This is a genomic window from Thermobifida alba (assembly GCF_023208015.1).
GTDB lineage: Bacteria > Actinomycetota > Actinomycetes > Streptosporangiales > Streptosporangiaceae > Thermobifida > Thermobifida alba.
Map to the genome: position 1 here is coordinate 3316647 of NZ_CP051627.1, position 13779 is coordinate 3330425.

A 13779-nucleotide genomic window follows, 5' to 3' on the forward strand; every position below is an offset into this window, starting at 1 on the left:
GCAGAGAGGACAGCGATGGCCGTGACGGCAGGAAACCCCCTCCCCGTCGATTTCACTCCGTCCGGTCGGCACGCCCCGGACGAGGACGAGCACGGCAGCCGCAACGACGCCTTCCACGCCCTGACCGCGGAGGGCGGCACGGTCGCCCCGACCACGTCCGCTTCCTCGCCCGCCGTCGTCCAGGTGCGGCGGGGCGGGCCCCGAGGAGGCGGCTCCGGGAGAGACCGGGGCAACGGCAAGGGCGATGACAGGGGCGACGACCGCAAGCCCGAGAACGGGGACTCCAACGACAGACCGCGGGACCGGGACAACCGGCGCAACGGCAACAGATACGACCTGGACCTCGAACTGGAGGGCGGCCAGGGCCGGCAGCAGGACGAGCAGGGGCGGTCCGCCTCCAACGGCTTCCCCCTGAGATGGGAGAACCCGCTCAACCTGGTCCACCAGCTGGTGGACCTCTTCACCAAGGAGAAAAGCCCCCAGCGTCCCGCCTACGGGATGACGGTGGGCGCCCGGAAGGCGCGGAGCGCGCGCCGGTGACGGCCGCTTCCCGTGACCCCGGCGGCGCGCCGCGGCGGCACGGCCGCGGACCGTCCGACCGGGACCGGGCCCGCTCCGCGGCCCCACCGCGGAGCGGGCCCGGTCACACCTGCGCCCCCTCGGGGCCGGCGACCGGCGCGCGGGAGCCGAGCCTCCGCACCGCCACCCCCAGCACCCGGTCGGCCGGGACGGGACCCCACTCCCGGGAGTCGGTGCTGTGCCCGGGGTTGTCGCCGAGCACCAGCAGGTGCCCCGGCGGCACCGGGCCGCCCGGCCGCACCCCCGGCGCGGCGGCGCACGACGCGGGCACCGGGTCCCCGGGCAGCGCCGCGACCCGTTTGACCACCCACCGCCGTCCGGCCACCCGCCTCCCGCCCGCCGGCCGGCCCCACTCCCCCGGCAGGCGCGGCGGCGCGAACACGACCACGTCGCCGACCCGGAGCCGCGCCAGGCCGCGCCGGCGCACCAGGACGCGGTCGCCCTGGTGGAACGTGGGCGCCATGCTCGTCCCGTGGACCTCCACCGCGACCAGGGTCCGCCGCAGCCACAGCACGGCCGCCGCGGCCGCCAGGAGCGGCGCCGCGAACGCCGCGGCGACCCCGCTCACGGCTCCTCCCCCGGTACCGCCGCGGTCGGCTGGTAGCCCCGCGCCTGCATGCCGAACAGACGGGCGTAGGCGCCGTCCACGGCCATCAGTTCCGCGTGGTCGCCGTTCTCCACCACCCGGCCCTCCTCCAGCACCACGATCCGGTCGGCGTCGCGCACCGCGCCCAGCCGGTGGGAGATGAGCAGGCTGGTGCGTCCCCGCCGGTGCTCGCGCAGGCCGGTGTGGATCTCGTACTCGGCCTCGGCGTCCAGTCCGGAACTGGGCTCGTCCAGGATCAGCAGGTCGCGTTCGCCGCGCAGGTAGGCGCGGGCCAGCGCGACGCGCTGCCACTGCCCGCCGGAGAGCGGCACCCCGTTGTCCGCGTCCCCGTCCCCGTCGAAGAACATCCGGCTCAGCAGGGTGTCGTAGCCGCGGGGCAGGCCCGCCACGATCGGGTGCGCCCCGGCCCGTTCGGCGGCGGCGCGGATGCCCGCGCCGTCGTCGGCGCGCAGCCGGTCCACGTCGCCCAGGCCGATGTTCTCCTTCGCGGTCAGGTCGTACTCCATGTAGTCCTGGAACACCGCGCCGATGCGGCGGCGCAGCTCGGCCGGGTCCAGGTCGCGCAGGTCCACGCCGTCCCACAGGACGGCCCCGCGGTCCGGGTCGTACATCCGGCACAGCAGCTTCACCAGGGTGCTCTTGCCCGCGCCGTTGCGGCCGACCAGGGCCACCGACTGGCCGTGCGGGATGACCAGGTCGACGCCGCGCAGCGCCCAGGGGTGGTCCGGCGAGTAGCGGAACCACACGTCGCGGAGTTCGATGCCGCGCCGCAGCGGGGGGAGCTGGCGCGGCCGGGCCGCGACCGGCAGGTCCGGTTCGCCGTCGACGACCCGCAGGTAGTGGTCGAACATGAGGAGTTGCTGGTGGGCGAGGGTGACTTCGCGGACGAGCTGCACCAGGGCGTTCTGCACCCCGGCGACGGCCCCGACGAACAGGGAGACGTCGCCGACCGTCAGCTGTCCGCCGGCGGCGGCGAGCACCACCCACACCAGTCCGACCCCCGCCACGGCGGCGGAGAACAGTCCGAGGCCGGTCTGGACGGCCAGCTGCCGCTGGTCCATCCGGCGGTGCTCGGCGTTGGCGGTGCGCCGTTCCCCGGTCATCCGCTCCCGCAGGTATCCGGAGATGCCGAACAGCCGCAGCTCCTTGGCGGCGCGGACGTCGGAGAGCAGCTCGCGGAAGAAGAACTCGCGGCGCTCCACCGGGCCGACCCGCCACATCATGGCGGCGCGCCTGCGGGAGAGCTGGAGTTCGGCGAGCAGCACCGGAACGGCGGCCAGCAGCACCGCCGCGGCCATCCAGGGGCTGACCACCAGGAGGGAGCCGAGGAAGCCGAGGACGGTCACGGCGCCGCTGCCCAGGGCGAAGACTCCGGCCACCACCATGGCCGGGGTCTGGCCGCCGGACTGCTGGGCCAGGCGCAGCCGGTCGAGGAAGGCGGGGTTCTCGAACCGGGCGAGGCCGACGAAGCGTTCGACGGCCGCGAACAGCTCGTCCTGGGAGAGCAGGCCGACCCGGCGCTGGATCTCGGAGTTGAGGTACTGGGTCGCGGCCGGGAGCAGGGCCGTGGCCGCACCGGACAGGGCGAGACCGCAGCCCAGCAGGAGCAGTCGGGCCGTTTCGGCCCCCGGGACCGTGATCTCGTCGAGCACCAGTTTGGTCAGCCAGGTGACCGCCACCGGGGCGACCGCCTGCAGCAGGGTGCACGCGCCGTGTCCGAGCAGCAGGTACCAGCCCGCGCGCCAGGCCAGGGCGAGTGCCGCGGCCACCCCCCGCAGGCTGGTCCGGACCCCGCCGGCTGCCGTGGTGGACGGTTCAGGCGGCAACGGGCACACCCAGGTCGTCCGTCCGGTATCCGCTGGCGAGCACCCGGCCGTCGGCGGTCAGGCGGGCGAACGCGGGGAAGCCCCTGACGTCCAGCGCCTTGGCGACGGGGCCGCCGTGGTCCTCGATCGCCACCCGTGCGACCGGTGCGAGCTGTTCGGCCTGCGCGGCGGCCTCCTCCCGGCCGCCCACGACCACGGCCAGCACGTTCGCGCGGCCGCCGGGGAAGGAACGCGCCCGGTCCAGGAAGAGCGGGAGCTGTTCGGCGCAGGCCGAGCAGGTGGGGGAGAAGACGGCCACGAGCGTCTCCTCGGCCAGGTCGTCCCGGCTGACCTCGGTTCCGTCCTCGGTCACGGCGGTGAACGGCCCCACCGTCTCGCCCGCGGGGAGCATGATCTGCTCGGGCGGCTGCATCCGGGGCATGTTCTGGATGAGTTCGGTGTGCTCCCGGAGGCGGCGGATCACTCCCACGGTGAGGACGAGGTTCAGTACGCACAGTGCGCCGACCAGGAGGACGGCGGCGGTCAGCAGGGCGGTCATGGGGTGGTCGGTCTCCTCGGGGTCGTGGGCGTGAACAGGTCGAGCAGGTCGTCGAAGAGCAGTACGGGAAGCGCCGCGACCACGGCGGCGCCCGCTCCCACTGCCACGCCGGTGAGGGTGGGTGCGGCGGCGGGGGCGGCGAGGGTCAGGACGAGCCCGGTGCCCGCCACGGCCAGCAGCAGCAGGTTGCGGACGACGTGCGCGGGGTGCAGCGGCTGGTCGGCGGTGCCGAAGCAGTGGCAGGTGACGCGGTCGCCGCGGCGCAGTACCGCGACCACGGCCGCGGTGAACGCGGCGAGCAGGAGCCCGGCGAGCGCGAACCCGACGCCGTCGACACCGGGCAGGAGCAGCAGCGGCGGTATCGCGAGCTCGCCGGCGACGACCACGGCGGCGAGCCGGTGGGCGCCGGTCGTGGCTCCGGTTCCCCGGAGCGGCCTGATCGCCCACCCGGGGGCCAGTCGCCGCGTGGCGGAGGTGAACTCCTCGAAGGCCCGCCTGCTGCGCAGCTTGCCGAACGCGGAGGCGGCGAACACGACGGCGAGCAGGCAGCGGCAGGCGACCAGGACGTGGACCATCGGCGGTCAGCTCCGGGGCAGCCGGTCAGCAGGCCTTGTAGGACGTGCAGTAGCGGCCGTTGGGGCCGGTGCAGCAGTACCGGCGGTAGCAGAAGGGCATCGGCAGGTACTCGTACCCGCAGGAGGCCGCGGTCGCCTCCGCTTCGGGCACGACCAGGGACAGCAGCCGGTCACCCAGCACACCGAAACGCTCGAACACGGGAAACACCCTTTCTGGTCCGGGGGACGGGGTCGGGGCGGGGCGCCGCGGCGGACGGCCCGGGGCCGGACCGCCCGCCGCGAACGGTCACGAGCAGTACGCCCAGGGCGTGCAGTAGAGGCCGCCGGGGATGCCGCTGCCGGTGCAGCAGTACCGGCGGATACAGGGGCTGCTGATCGGGGCGTACTCGTACCAGCAGCTCACCGCCGCCGCCCTGGCCCTGGGCACGACCAGCGACAGCAGCCGGTCACCCAGCACACCGAAACGCTCGAACACGGAGAAGGCCTTTCTGTGGGGGTGGGGGTCACCGCGGAGCACGGGACCCCGCATTGTTCCGCTGGGGCTCAGCAGGCCGAGTAGCCGGTGCAGTAGGTGCCGCCGGGGATGCCGCTGCCGGTGCAGCAGTACCGGCGGAAGCAGGGGCTGCTGATCGGCAGGTACTCGTACCAGCAGCTCACCGCCGCCGCCCTGGCCCTGGGCACGACCAGCGACAGCAGCCGGTCACCCAGCACACCGATGCGTTCGAACACGTCGGACTCCTTTCTGTCGGACTCTGTGGAGAACGGCAGGGGCACCTCCGTGCCCGCGGGGTGTCCGCTCAGGGCCGCAGGTCCCCTCCCCGCCCCCTTCCGTTCATCCCGGAGTCACCGTAGGTGCCGACCCGATAACCGGCATACACTCGCGATACACAACGCGGCACGCTTTTCCCGTTGCGCGGCGCCACGACCGGTCCGGGGTGCCGGTGGTCCGGGGCCGGTTCGGGAAGAGGCCTCTTTCCCCGCCGGCCGCCGCCTCCCGAAGCGGTTCCGGGTTTTCCGGAAGCGGCCTCCGAACGTTCCGGGGCGCGGGTGCGGTCCTCCTTCTCTTCCTCCTGTGCTCCGGTCCGGGCGGAAAGGGGCCCGCTGGTCGGCGTGTTTTCCGGGGAGTGCGCCGCCTTTTCCTTCCACCGCGCGCACGGCGCCTGCCGCGGTGGCGGTGGGCTCCTGCCGGCACGCCCCGTGAAGTGCGGGTCCGGCCGGGGGAGGCGGCGGATGCGCGTCGAAGGAGGCCGCGGCCGTCCGCGCCGTACCGGGTTTTCGTGCGGAAACGGAGCCGGTGGAATGGCGTCGTCCCGCCGCATCCCACGATGATCTTCTTTATCAGGATTAACCGCATGGTCACCCCGAAGAAACACTCCGCTATTCTTCGGGCGGGAAAACACGTCCCACTCGTCGGAATCCCGTTTTCTCGGGCCACAGAGGCGACACAATCGTCCGTTCGCGCCCCGACGTCTCTCCGGACCGGGAGAGAGCCCTGTTCCCCCCAGGATGATCCGAAGGACGCATCGTGAAAATCACCAGACGGTCTCTGCGGCCCCCGGCCTCAGCCCTGCTCGCCCTGCTGCTTCCGCTGGCGGCCTGCGGCGTCGGAGACGGCGACGCGGAGGGCGGCGGCGCTCCGTCCCCCGAGGAGCAGGGCGTCAACGCCAAGACCCTGTCCGGTTTCGTGCGGCTGGCCGAGGACTCCGTGGCCAAGACCGTCTTCCTCACCTTCCACAACGTGGACGACGGCGTCCAGAAACTCCACCTCGACCTCACCGAGCTGACGGCCCGCTCCGAGACCTACGTCTTCTTCCTGGAGCCCGCCGACCTCGCCTTCACCGCCGACTTCCGCCGTGCCGCCTACGAGACCGCGAACGGGGAGATCCGGGTGGGCGAACTCGACCCCGACGCCCGGTCCTACCGCGTGACGGCGACCCTGGTCCCGGAGGACGAGGAAGCGGAGGACGGCACGGGGGAGGAGGCGTCCGACGGCGGCGTCGCCTACCAGACCCCGCAGTTCTCCCCGGACGGCAGCGAACTGTGGTTCGAGGAGCGGCGCGAGGCCGAGGAGGAGTTCCGGGTGCTCGCGGTGCCCAGCGAAGCCCCCCTCGACGCCCCGCCCGAGGAGCGGGGCCGCGTCCCCCGTGACGCGTGGACCCTCCACGAGTACGAGGGCCACCTGCTGACCCGGGGACCGGAGAACGTCTTCCTGCCCACGGCCGCCTACACCGTCACCCCCGACAACGAACTCCAGGTGCTGACCGAGCCGGGCGGGGCGGCCGACGAGGACTTCCACTTCCTGACCGACGGGACGCGGGTGGCCTCCAAGAACTTCCTCAGCGGGCCGTCGGGGGACTTCGTCGGCCCCTTCACCGTGACCGACTGGGGTGTGACCAGCACGGACCGTTCCACCCTGCACACCTTCTCCCTGTCCCCGGACGGCACCGTCTCCGACGAGGACGTGCTCGTCGAGATCCCCGGCAAGGAGATCGAACGCGTCTGGGCGGACACCGACGGCAGCCGCTACGTCCTGTACGTCGACGGCGCCTACCACGGCTTCCCGTTCCACGCCCGCGGCGGTGCGCCGACGGAACTGTTCTCCGAGTTCACCTTCGACGACTCGGTCGCGGCGCAGACCGGCGCGGCGAAGATCCTCGGCATCTTCCCGGCCCAGCAGGGCTGAGGACGGGACGCGCCCGCGGCCCCGGGCCGCGGGCGCCGGTCACTCCACGGCGGTGAAGGCCCGTGCCGTGTACACGGCCGTGCCGAGGGCGGTCAGCGCCAGCAGGGCGAAACCGATCGTGTAGGCGCCGGTGGCCTGGAAGACGACCCCCGTCACCAGTGGGCAGCGGCGGTCCCCAGGGCCTCCTCCCAGGTGGCGCGGACCAGGCCGCGGCGGCGGCCGCGGTCACGGAGCGTCGCCGCGTCCCCACCCCACCAGCTGCGCCGCGGCGGCGGTAAGGCCGACCGGCTCCCGCTCGAAAGGACCCTGGTCCCTGGCCCGCCCGGGCGGCCTGCCGGATCATGGCGGTGGCCTCGGAGGACGCCGTGCCCCGAGGGGGCCGAAGGTCCCGACGCCCACCCCGAATTTTCACGGCGAACACCGTATTTACACTGGAGCCGTGGAGAACACCGACGACGGAGCCGTACGAGGCGGCGGCATCGACCCCGGCGAGCACCGGGTGTTCGCGGACGCGAGCCGAGTGGCCGTCCTGGAGGCCCTGCGCCGCGCCCCCGTCCCGCTCACCGTCCGGGACATCGCCGAGCGGGTCGGCCTGCACGCCAACACCGTCCGGGGCCACCTGGCGCTCCTCGCCGAACGCGGCTACGTCGTCAGCGCCGCCGAGGAGCGGGACCGCCCCGGCCGCCCCCGCCTGCTCTACTCCGCGGTCGAGACGGACGGCGGCGACCTGCGCAACTACCGACTGTTGGCGGAGACCCTGGTCGCCTACCTCGCCGAGCTGGACACCGACCACGCGGCCGCCGCGATCGCCGCGGGGCAGGGCTACGGCCGGCGGGCGGTCCGCGCGGCGGAACCGGGCGGGCGAGCCGACGCCGAGACCGCACTGCGCGCGGTGACGGCACTGCTGGACCGGGCCGGTTTCCGGCCCCGGCGCAGCGGCGACGGCATCGACCTGCACCGCTGCCCGTTCCGGGAGCTCGCCGAGTCCGCCCCCGACATCGTCTGCGGCGTCCACCTGGGCATGATGCGCGGCGCGCTGGCCGAACTGGGGGCGCCGGTGGAGGCGGTGCGGCTGCGGCCGTTCGCCGAGCCCGACCGCTGCGTCGCCGAACTGCGGACCCGTGAGGAGGAAGGGTGAGCGCCGACACGCTCCTGTGGACCCTGCTGCTGGCGGCGGTGGTCGCCGCGGCCGCGGTGACGGTGACGGTGCTGTACCGGCGCGGCGGCGACCCCCTCCCCTCCCCGGGAGCGGTGGGCACCGCGCTGGGGGCGGCGCTGACCGCCCTCGCCCTGGGGGCGGCGGGCGGCGGTACTGCGCTCGACCAGGCCGCGGCCCAGGACACCGGTGCGACCCGCACGGTCGAGGTGGTGCTGGGCGACATGGCGATCTCCCCGGCCACGGTGGCCGTCGACGCCGGCGACACCCTGGTGCTCCAGGTGCGCAACGACGACGACCAGGCGCACGACCTGGTGCTGGACACCGGGGCGCGCACCCCCCGCCTGGAACCGGGGCAGAGCGCCACGCTCCGGGTCGGCACGGTCACCGCTGCGGTGGAGGGCTGGTGCACCGTCATGGGTCACGGTGCCGCGGGCATGCGGATGCGGATCGACACCGCCGGTCCCACCGCTGACGCCCCCGCCCCCGCCGACGCCGGCGGCGCCCCTCCCGCGCCGTTGAACCTGTCCGGCGAGATGAGCGGGGACTGGCGGCCGCGCGACGCCGCGTTGCCGCCCGCGCCCGGCGGCACCGAGCACGAGGTGGAGATCCGCGTGGCGGAGACCGAGATGGAGGTCGCCCCGGGTGTGCGGCAGAACGTGTGGACGTTCAACGGCGACGTGCCCGGCCCGGTGCTGCGCGGCAGGGTCGGCGACGTGTTCACCGTCACGTTCGTCAACGACGGCACGACGGGCCACGGCATCGACTTCCACGCCGGGAGCCTCGCGCCCGACGAGCCCATGCGCACGATCCAGCCCGGCGAGCGGCTCACCTACCGGTTCCGCGCCGAGAAGGCCGGGGCCTGGCTGTACCACTGCTCGACCGCGCCGATGTCGCAGCACATCGGCAACGGCATGTACGGCGCGGTGGTCGTCGACCCGCCCGGCCTGGAGCCGGTGGACCGCGAGTACCTGCTGGTCCAGGGCGAGCTGTACCTGGGTGAGCCGGGCAGCGCGGAGCAGGTCGCCCGGATGCGCGCGGGCGAGCCGGACGCCTGGGTGTTCAACGGCGTCGCCGCCGGCTACGACCACGCGCCGCTGACCGCGAAGGCCGGCGAGCGGGTGCGGATCTGGGTGGTGGCCGCGGGACCGACCAGCGGCACCTCGTTCCACGTGGTCGGCGCCCAGTTCGACGCCGTCTACAAGGAGGGCGCCCACCTCCTGCGTCCCGGGGACGACGGGGGCGCGCAGTCGCTGGACCTGGCGGTCGCGCAGGGCGGCTTCGTGGAGACGGTCTTCCCCGAGGCGGGCTCCTATCCCTTCGTCGACCACGACATGCGGCACGCCGAGAACGGCGCCCGCGGGTTCTTCGAGATCACGGAGTGAACCGGTGCTGACGATCTGGACTGTGGTGCGGTTCCTGCACGTGCTGGGGGCTGCGCTGTGGGTGGGCGGGCAGCTCACCGTGTCGCTGGTGGTGCTGCCGCTGGCCCGGCGCGGCCTCGACGACGAGCGGCGCGGGGCGCTGCTGACCGCGGTCGGCCGCCGCTTCGGCGTGCTGACGGCGGCGTTCTTCCTGCCGTTGCAGATCGGCACCGGCGTCGCCCTGGCCTGGCGGCGGGGGGTGACCTGGGAGTCGCTGCTGGTGCCCGGCTACGGCCGGATCCTGGCGGCCAAGCTGGCGCTGTTCGCCGTGGTGATGCTGGCCGCCGCGCTGCACGGCGCGGCCAGCTCCCGGGGCTACCCGGTCCTCGCCCGGATCCTGGCGGTCACCAGCCTGGTGGCCTCGGTGGGCGTGGTCGCGCTCGCCGCCGCCCTGCCGGCGACCTGACCGGGCCCTGAACCGTTTCACCCGGAATTCGGAGACCGTTCTTGGCAGCCGGTCGATCTCGGTGCCAGAATTGTGCGAGCGCAATTCGGCGAGACAGCAGGGGTGAGCCATCCGTTTCCTCGTCCGGTTCCGCGTGGGAATCCGTACCGCCCTCCTGGCCACGACCGCGGTGCTCGGAATTTCCGGCGACTTCGTCGGCACCCTCGGGGGCTCCGCCTGGTACCAGCGCGGTCTGATGATCGCGTGCGGCGCGCTGATCTTCGTCCTGCACCTCGCCGTCGAGATGCTGAGCACCCGGGAGGACCGTCTCCTGCAGCGCAGGCTGGAGGACGCCAACGACGCGCTGGCGGACTCCCGTCGTGAGGCGGTGCGACTCCGGCGGGAGAAGGCGGACCTGCAGGAGAACATCAGCGTGCTGGAGATCCAACTGGAGGCCCGCAGGAGACAGTTGGCCAACGCCGACCGGGACTTCGACGCGCTCGGCTGGCTGGCCAGTGCCGAGGGGAGGGCCGCGCTGGACGGGCTGCGCGACTTCTCCGAGAAGATCGTGGCCAGGCACGGCCCGCAGGCGGCGGAGAGCCGGGAGGAGGCCCCCGAGCCGCGGAGGAGGCCCCTGGGTGGCGGCGGTGCACTGCTCCGGGTCGCCACCCAGGCCGTGGCGGGCATCCTCGCGGTGTTCCTGCTCGCCTTCCTCATCTACGGAATCGAGGTCTACCTCGACTGACCCTCCGCGGCTGCTCCGGCTCCGAATTCCCCGGATTCCGGTGGCGCGGCCCGGGAACTCTTCCCCGGCCGGACACGTCGGAACAGGCAGTCGAGATCGGGGAGCAGAGAATGCGAACAAGCACCCGGGGAATGTCATTCCTGTCCATTTCCGTGACCCTTCTCGCCGCAACCTCCTGCATGATCGATTCGGCGGAGACCGTCGACCTGGTGAGTTTCACCAACGCGCACGGCGCGGCCTGCACGGCACTGGTGGTCCTCGCCTCGACGGGGAGCGAATACGTCTCCGCCGACGATGAGACCGAGAGCAGTGTCGACTGCGAGTTCCCCCCGGAGGGGACGGTGCCGGTGCGCGAGGAGCGGCAGTCGCTTCCCGACCCCGACCCCGACGAGAGGTGGGACTGGACCGAGCTGATCACCCTGACCGACGCGCACGGCCGCGCCTGCACACTCGTCGCCACGACCCTGGGGACCGGGGCGGTCGACGAGAGCAGCATCGACTGCGACTACCCGCCGCCGGGCCGGGAGCCCGGGCCGGCGGTGCGGCAGTCGCCTCCCGACCCCGACCCGGACTCCGACGACAGCCGGATCCAACTGGTGACGTTCATCGACGCGCACGGTCGTGCCTGCATGACCGCCACCTCCAAGGCAGGTCCCACCGATGAGATCGACCTGACCTGCGAGTACCCCGAGGAGCCCGAGGAGTCGGAGGACTCGGCGCCGCAGGAGACGGTCATGCCCCACTGACCGGGAACCCCCGTCACGGGGAAGCGCCGAACGGACAGTCGAGACCGGGAGCATCCCCGTGGCCCCGTCCGCACTGACCGCGCTCGCCGCTCTGACCGCCTGCCCGGTGGAGTCGGCGGAGACCGTCGACCTGTTTCCTGCTCCAACGGGGCGGGGCGGTCTGCATCGCGCTGGTGGTGGTCGCCGCCTGGGACACCGGTGACGCCGACCCCGGCGACGAGGCGGGGAGCGGCACCGGCTGCGGACCCCCGCCTCCGGGGCGGCAGCCGGTGGTCGAGGAGCGCCTGTCGTTCCCCGATCCCGAACCGGAGCGGGGCCTGCGGGAGGTGGTCACCATGACCGACGCGCACGGGCGGGTCTGCACCGCCAGCGCCTCCCACGCCGGCACCGAGGAGCCCTTCTTCGGCGACGGCCCGTTCGGTGCAGGCGTCGAGACCGACCTGACGCGCGAGTACGTCCGGACCGGGGCGGTGGCGGCGGAGGAGCCGGCGGGATCGTCCGGGTGATCCCCGGCAGGCTCAGCCGGCCGCGCGTTCCGTCTTCGCCGCCGGGGCCGCCTCGGCCTCCCGGTACAGGGTCAGCGCGGTGACGTCGTCGCGGTAGCACCCCCCGGTGAACTCGCTCAGGTCCGCGGCGAGCGTCTCGATGATCCGTTCCGGGGGGACGTCCTGCCAGGCGCTCAGCCGCTGGGCCAGCGGGTAGAACTCGCCGTCGCGGTTGCGCGCCTCGGTGACGCCGTCGGTGCACATCACCAGGGCCGTGTGCGGGGGCAGGTCGAACTCCTCGACGGCGCGGGGCTCGGCGAGGAGTCCGCCGAGGCCCAGCGGGGTACCGGATTCGGCTCTGGTGGCCGCTTCGGCGCGGCCACGACCCACCAGGTAGGGCGGGACGTGTCCGCAGTTGACGACGCGCACCCGGCCCCGCCGGTCGAGGCCGAGGACGAGCGCGGTGACGAACCGCTCGGGCTCCTCGATCTGCCTGGCGTAGGAGTTGTAGTGCACGACCGCGTCCTCCATGACGTCCACCACCTCGCTCAGCTCCGTCTTGCGGTAGGCGGCGCTGCGGAAGGCCCCGAGGACGGAGAACGCGGTGCCGACGGCGGGCAGGCCCTTGCCCTGGACGTCGGCGACCAGCACCCGCACCCCGCGCGGGGATCGCACCACCTCGTAGATGTCGCCGCCGACCATCCGGTCCTCCTCGATCGGCCGGTAGCGGCCTTCCACGACGATCCCCTCGACCCGTGCGGGCAGCGGGCGGAGGATGCGCCGCTGCAGTTCGGCGACGGTCGACCGCAGGCGGCGCACCTCCTCCTCGCGGAAGCGCAGCCGGTACGCCTCCTCGTTGTGGCGGATCCGGTACCGGCAGGCCGCGACACTCACCGCGCCGAACCCCGCGGTGACCATGAGCAGGTAGACGTCGACTCCGGTGATCCCGTTGTGGTAGGCGAAGGCCGTGACCGCCACGAGGAGCACCCACACCGAGATGACCGCGGTCTGCCCGACCGTGCCCACGCTCGCCACGATCGCGGGCAGGAAGACGAGGAACGGGACCAGCCGCGGAAGCGGTCCCACGAGGAAGGCACCGACGAGGAGGAGCGAGATCCCCCAGGCCCCCCAGAGCACGAACGTACCGAAGGAGAGGGACCGCCCTGTTCCACGGTGGTCGGGAGCCCGTCTCAGGGCTGCGGCTCCGTCGGCGCCGGAACTTCGCATCACGCCCTCCTCTTCCCGGTGTGCTGTCCGTGCGTGAACCGGTATCCCTCACACACCGGAGGAAACGGAACAGGGGTGACGATCTCGACGCGGGGCGCCCGGACCGCGGCGGTTCCCGGTGTTCGGTGCGGGTGGGTGTCCGTGCCGGCGCCGTCGGCTCGGGATTCGCTACCACCAGTAGGCGGGGTAGGGGCGGCCGGAGAGCCGGGCTCCGACCGTGCCTGCCAGGACGAGCACCACCGTGGCCGGGAGCAGCAGCGCGAGGAAGGACACCGGTGGCGGGGCGTCCACGGCGACGATGACGGCGGTGGCGGCGGCCGGGGAGTGCGGGGCGCGGGCCAGTGCCATGACGCCCAGCGCGAGCCCGCCCGCGAGTGCGGCGCTCCACAGCCCCGGACCGAGCAGGGCGAGCACGGCGAAGCCGGTGAGCGCCGACAGCAGCTGCCCTCCGACGACGCTGCGCGGCTGGGCCAGCGGCAGCGCGGGCGCTCCGGTGACGAGGGCCATGCTCGCCGCGAGCGGCGGGATGAGCAGCAAAACGTCCAGTGCCACGGTGAGGGCGGCCAGGGTGAGCAGCGCGGCGACGCTGGTGGCGGTGGCGACGAGCAGCACGCGCGGCCCGGGCGGCGCGGGGGCGCGGCCCGCGAGGCGGGCGAGCAGAGCGGCGGGCCGCTTCGGTGCGGTCGGGGGGTGGGCCATCTCAGGTGATCCGATCAACAGAGAGAGCTAACGGATAGAGAAGACAGAAAGCGTTAGTTGATGCCCTCGGGGGTCTGCCAGATCTGCTCACCGCTCACAAGGAC

17 protein-coding genes are annotated in these 13779 nt (G+C 73.5%); 8 read left to right on the forward strand and 9 right to left on the reverse strand.

Annotated features, from left to right (window positions below):
• The first annotated feature begins 15 nt into the window (after positions 1 to 15).
• Positions 16 to 540 (forward strand): hypothetical protein, encoded by a 525-nt coding sequence (locus FOF52_RS14665; protein ID WP_248590520.1) that lies wholly within the window; start codon positions 16 to 18, stop codon positions 538 to 540.
• A gap of 103 nt (positions 541 to 643) precedes the next feature.
• Here the strand turns inward: FOF52_RS14665 and FOF52_RS14670 are convergent, their stop codons facing one another.
• From FOF52_RS14670 to FOF52_RS14700, 7 genes are all read right to left on the reverse strand, one after another.
• A complete protein-coding gene (locus FOF52_RS14670) occupies positions 644 to 1147 on the reverse strand; it encodes a S26 family signal peptidase (RefSeq protein ID WP_248590521.1) in 504 nt (167 codons plus the stop codon).
• A complete protein-coding gene (locus tag FOF52_RS14675; protein WP_248590522.1) occupies positions 1144 to 2955 on the reverse strand; it encodes an ABC transporter ATP-binding protein in 1812 nt (603 codons plus the stop codon). The genes FOF52_RS14670 and FOF52_RS14675 overlap by 4 nt, the downstream gene beginning before the upstream one ends.
• Before the next feature lie 46 nt (positions 2956 to 3001).
• Complete coding sequence (locus FOF52_RS14680; protein ID WP_248590523.1) at positions 3002 to 3550, reverse strand: TlpA family protein disulfide reductase; 549 nt, start codon at positions 3548 to 3550, stop codon at positions 3002 to 3004.
• Complete coding sequence (locus tag FOF52_RS14685) at positions 3547 to 4125, reverse strand: MauE/DoxX family redox-associated membrane protein (RefSeq protein WP_248590524.1); 579 nt, start codon at positions 4123 to 4125, stop codon at positions 3547 to 3549. Before FOF52_RS14685 ends, FOF52_RS14680 begins: the two co-directional genes overlap by 4 nt.
• A 25-nt stretch (positions 4126 to 4150) precedes the next feature.
• Positions 4151 to 4324: a hypothetical protein gene (locus FOF52_RS14690; RefSeq protein ID WP_248590525.1), complete on the reverse strand. Its 174-nt coding sequence runs from the start codon at positions 4322 to 4324 to the stop codon at positions 4151 to 4153.
• An 87-nt stretch (positions 4325 to 4411) separates the two neighbouring features.
• Entirely contained in the window at positions 4412 to 4600 is a 189-nt protein-coding gene (locus tag FOF52_RS14695; protein ID WP_248590526.1) for a hypothetical protein, read from the reverse strand.
• Between the two features lie 68 nt (positions 4601 to 4668).
• Positions 4669 to 4854, reverse strand: a complete 186-nt coding sequence (locus tag FOF52_RS14700) for a hypothetical protein (protein WP_248590527.1) — start codon at positions 4852 to 4854, stop codon at positions 4669 to 4671.
• Between the two features lie 796 nt (positions 4855 to 5650).
• Between FOF52_RS14700 and FOF52_RS14705 the strand changes: the two genes are divergently transcribed.
• The 7 genes from FOF52_RS14705 to FOF52_RS14745 all read left to right on the forward strand — a co-directional run bounded on the left by FOF52_RS14705 (position 5651) and on the right by FOF52_RS14745 (position 11770).
• Complete coding sequence (locus tag FOF52_RS14705; RefSeq protein WP_248590528.1) at positions 5651 to 6808, forward strand: hypothetical protein; 1158 nt, start codon at positions 5651 to 5653, stop codon at positions 6806 to 6808.
• A gap of 439 nt (positions 6809 to 7247) precedes the next feature.
• Complete coding sequence (locus FOF52_RS14715) at positions 7248 to 7946, forward strand: helix-turn-helix transcriptional regulator (protein ID WP_248590529.1); 699 nt, start codon at positions 7248 to 7250, stop codon at positions 7944 to 7946.
• Complete coding sequence (locus tag FOF52_RS21945) at positions 7943 to 9349, forward strand: multicopper oxidase domain-containing protein (RefSeq protein WP_282573504.1); 1407 nt, start codon at positions 7943 to 7945, stop codon at positions 9347 to 9349. Before FOF52_RS14715 ends, FOF52_RS21945 begins: the two co-directional genes overlap by 4 nt.
• A 4-nt stretch (positions 9350 to 9353) precedes the next feature.
• Positions 9354 to 9794, forward strand: a complete 441-nt coding sequence (locus FOF52_RS14730; protein WP_248590530.1) for a hypothetical protein — start codon at positions 9354 to 9356, stop codon at positions 9792 to 9794.
• A 133-nt stretch (positions 9795 to 9927) separates the two neighbouring features.
• Complete coding sequence (locus FOF52_RS14735; RefSeq protein WP_248590531.1) at positions 9928 to 10518, forward strand: hypothetical protein; 591 nt, start codon at positions 9928 to 9930, stop codon at positions 10516 to 10518.
• 179 nt (positions 10519 to 10697) lie between these two features.
• A complete protein-coding gene (locus FOF52_RS14740) occupies positions 10698 to 11264 on the forward strand; it encodes a hypothetical protein (protein WP_248590532.1) in 567 nt (188 codons plus the stop codon).
• Between the two features lie 173 nt (positions 11265 to 11437).
• Positions 11438 to 11770, forward strand: coding sequence for a hypothetical protein (locus tag FOF52_RS14745; RefSeq protein ID WP_248590533.1), 333 nt, complete (start codon positions 11438 to 11440; stop codon positions 11768 to 11770).
• 12 nt (positions 11771 to 11782) lie between these two features.
• Here FOF52_RS14745 and FOF52_RS14750 read toward each other — a convergent pair whose 3' ends face one another.
• On the reverse strand, positions 11783 to 12976 hold the full coding sequence (locus FOF52_RS14750) for a PP2C family protein-serine/threonine phosphatase (protein WP_248590534.1): 1194 nt from the start codon (positions 12974 to 12976) through the stop codon (positions 11783 to 11785).
• A 168-nt stretch (positions 12977 to 13144) separates the two neighbouring features.
• Positions 13145 to 13675 carry an HPP family protein gene (locus FOF52_RS14755; protein ID WP_248590535.1) on the reverse strand — a complete coding sequence of 177 codons (531 nt, stop codon included), beginning with the start codon at positions 13673 to 13675 and terminating at the stop codon, positions 13145 to 13147.
• Positions 13676 to 13779 lie beyond the last annotated feature (104 nt).

Excerpts from the sequence above, each read along its gene's own strand:
- FOF52_RS14665 (WP_248590520.1), top strand. The coding sequence starts at position 16 with ATGGCCGTGACGGCAGGAAACCCCCTCCCCGTCGATTTCACTCCGTCC.
- FOF52_RS14680 (WP_248590523.1), bottom strand. The coding sequence starts at position 3,550 with ATGACCGCCCTGCTGACCGCCGCCGTCCTCCTGGTCGGCGCACTGTGC.
- FOF52_RS14685 (WP_248590524.1), bottom strand. The coding sequence starts at position 4,125 with ATGGTCCACGTCCTGGTCGCCTGCCGCTGCCTGCTCGCCGTCGTGTTC.
- FOF52_RS14740 (WP_248590532.1), top strand. The coding sequence starts at position 10,698 with ATGATCGATTCGGCGGAGACCGTCGACCTGGTGAGTTTCACCAACGCG.
- FOF52_RS14750 (WP_248590534.1), bottom strand. The coding sequence starts at position 12,976 with ATGCGAAGTTCCGGCGCCGACGGAGCCGCAGCCCTGAGACGGGCTCCC.
- FOF52_RS14755 (WP_248590535.1), bottom strand. The coding sequence starts at position 13,675 with ATGGCCCACCCCCCGACCGCACCGAAGCGGCCCGCCGCTCTGCTCGCC.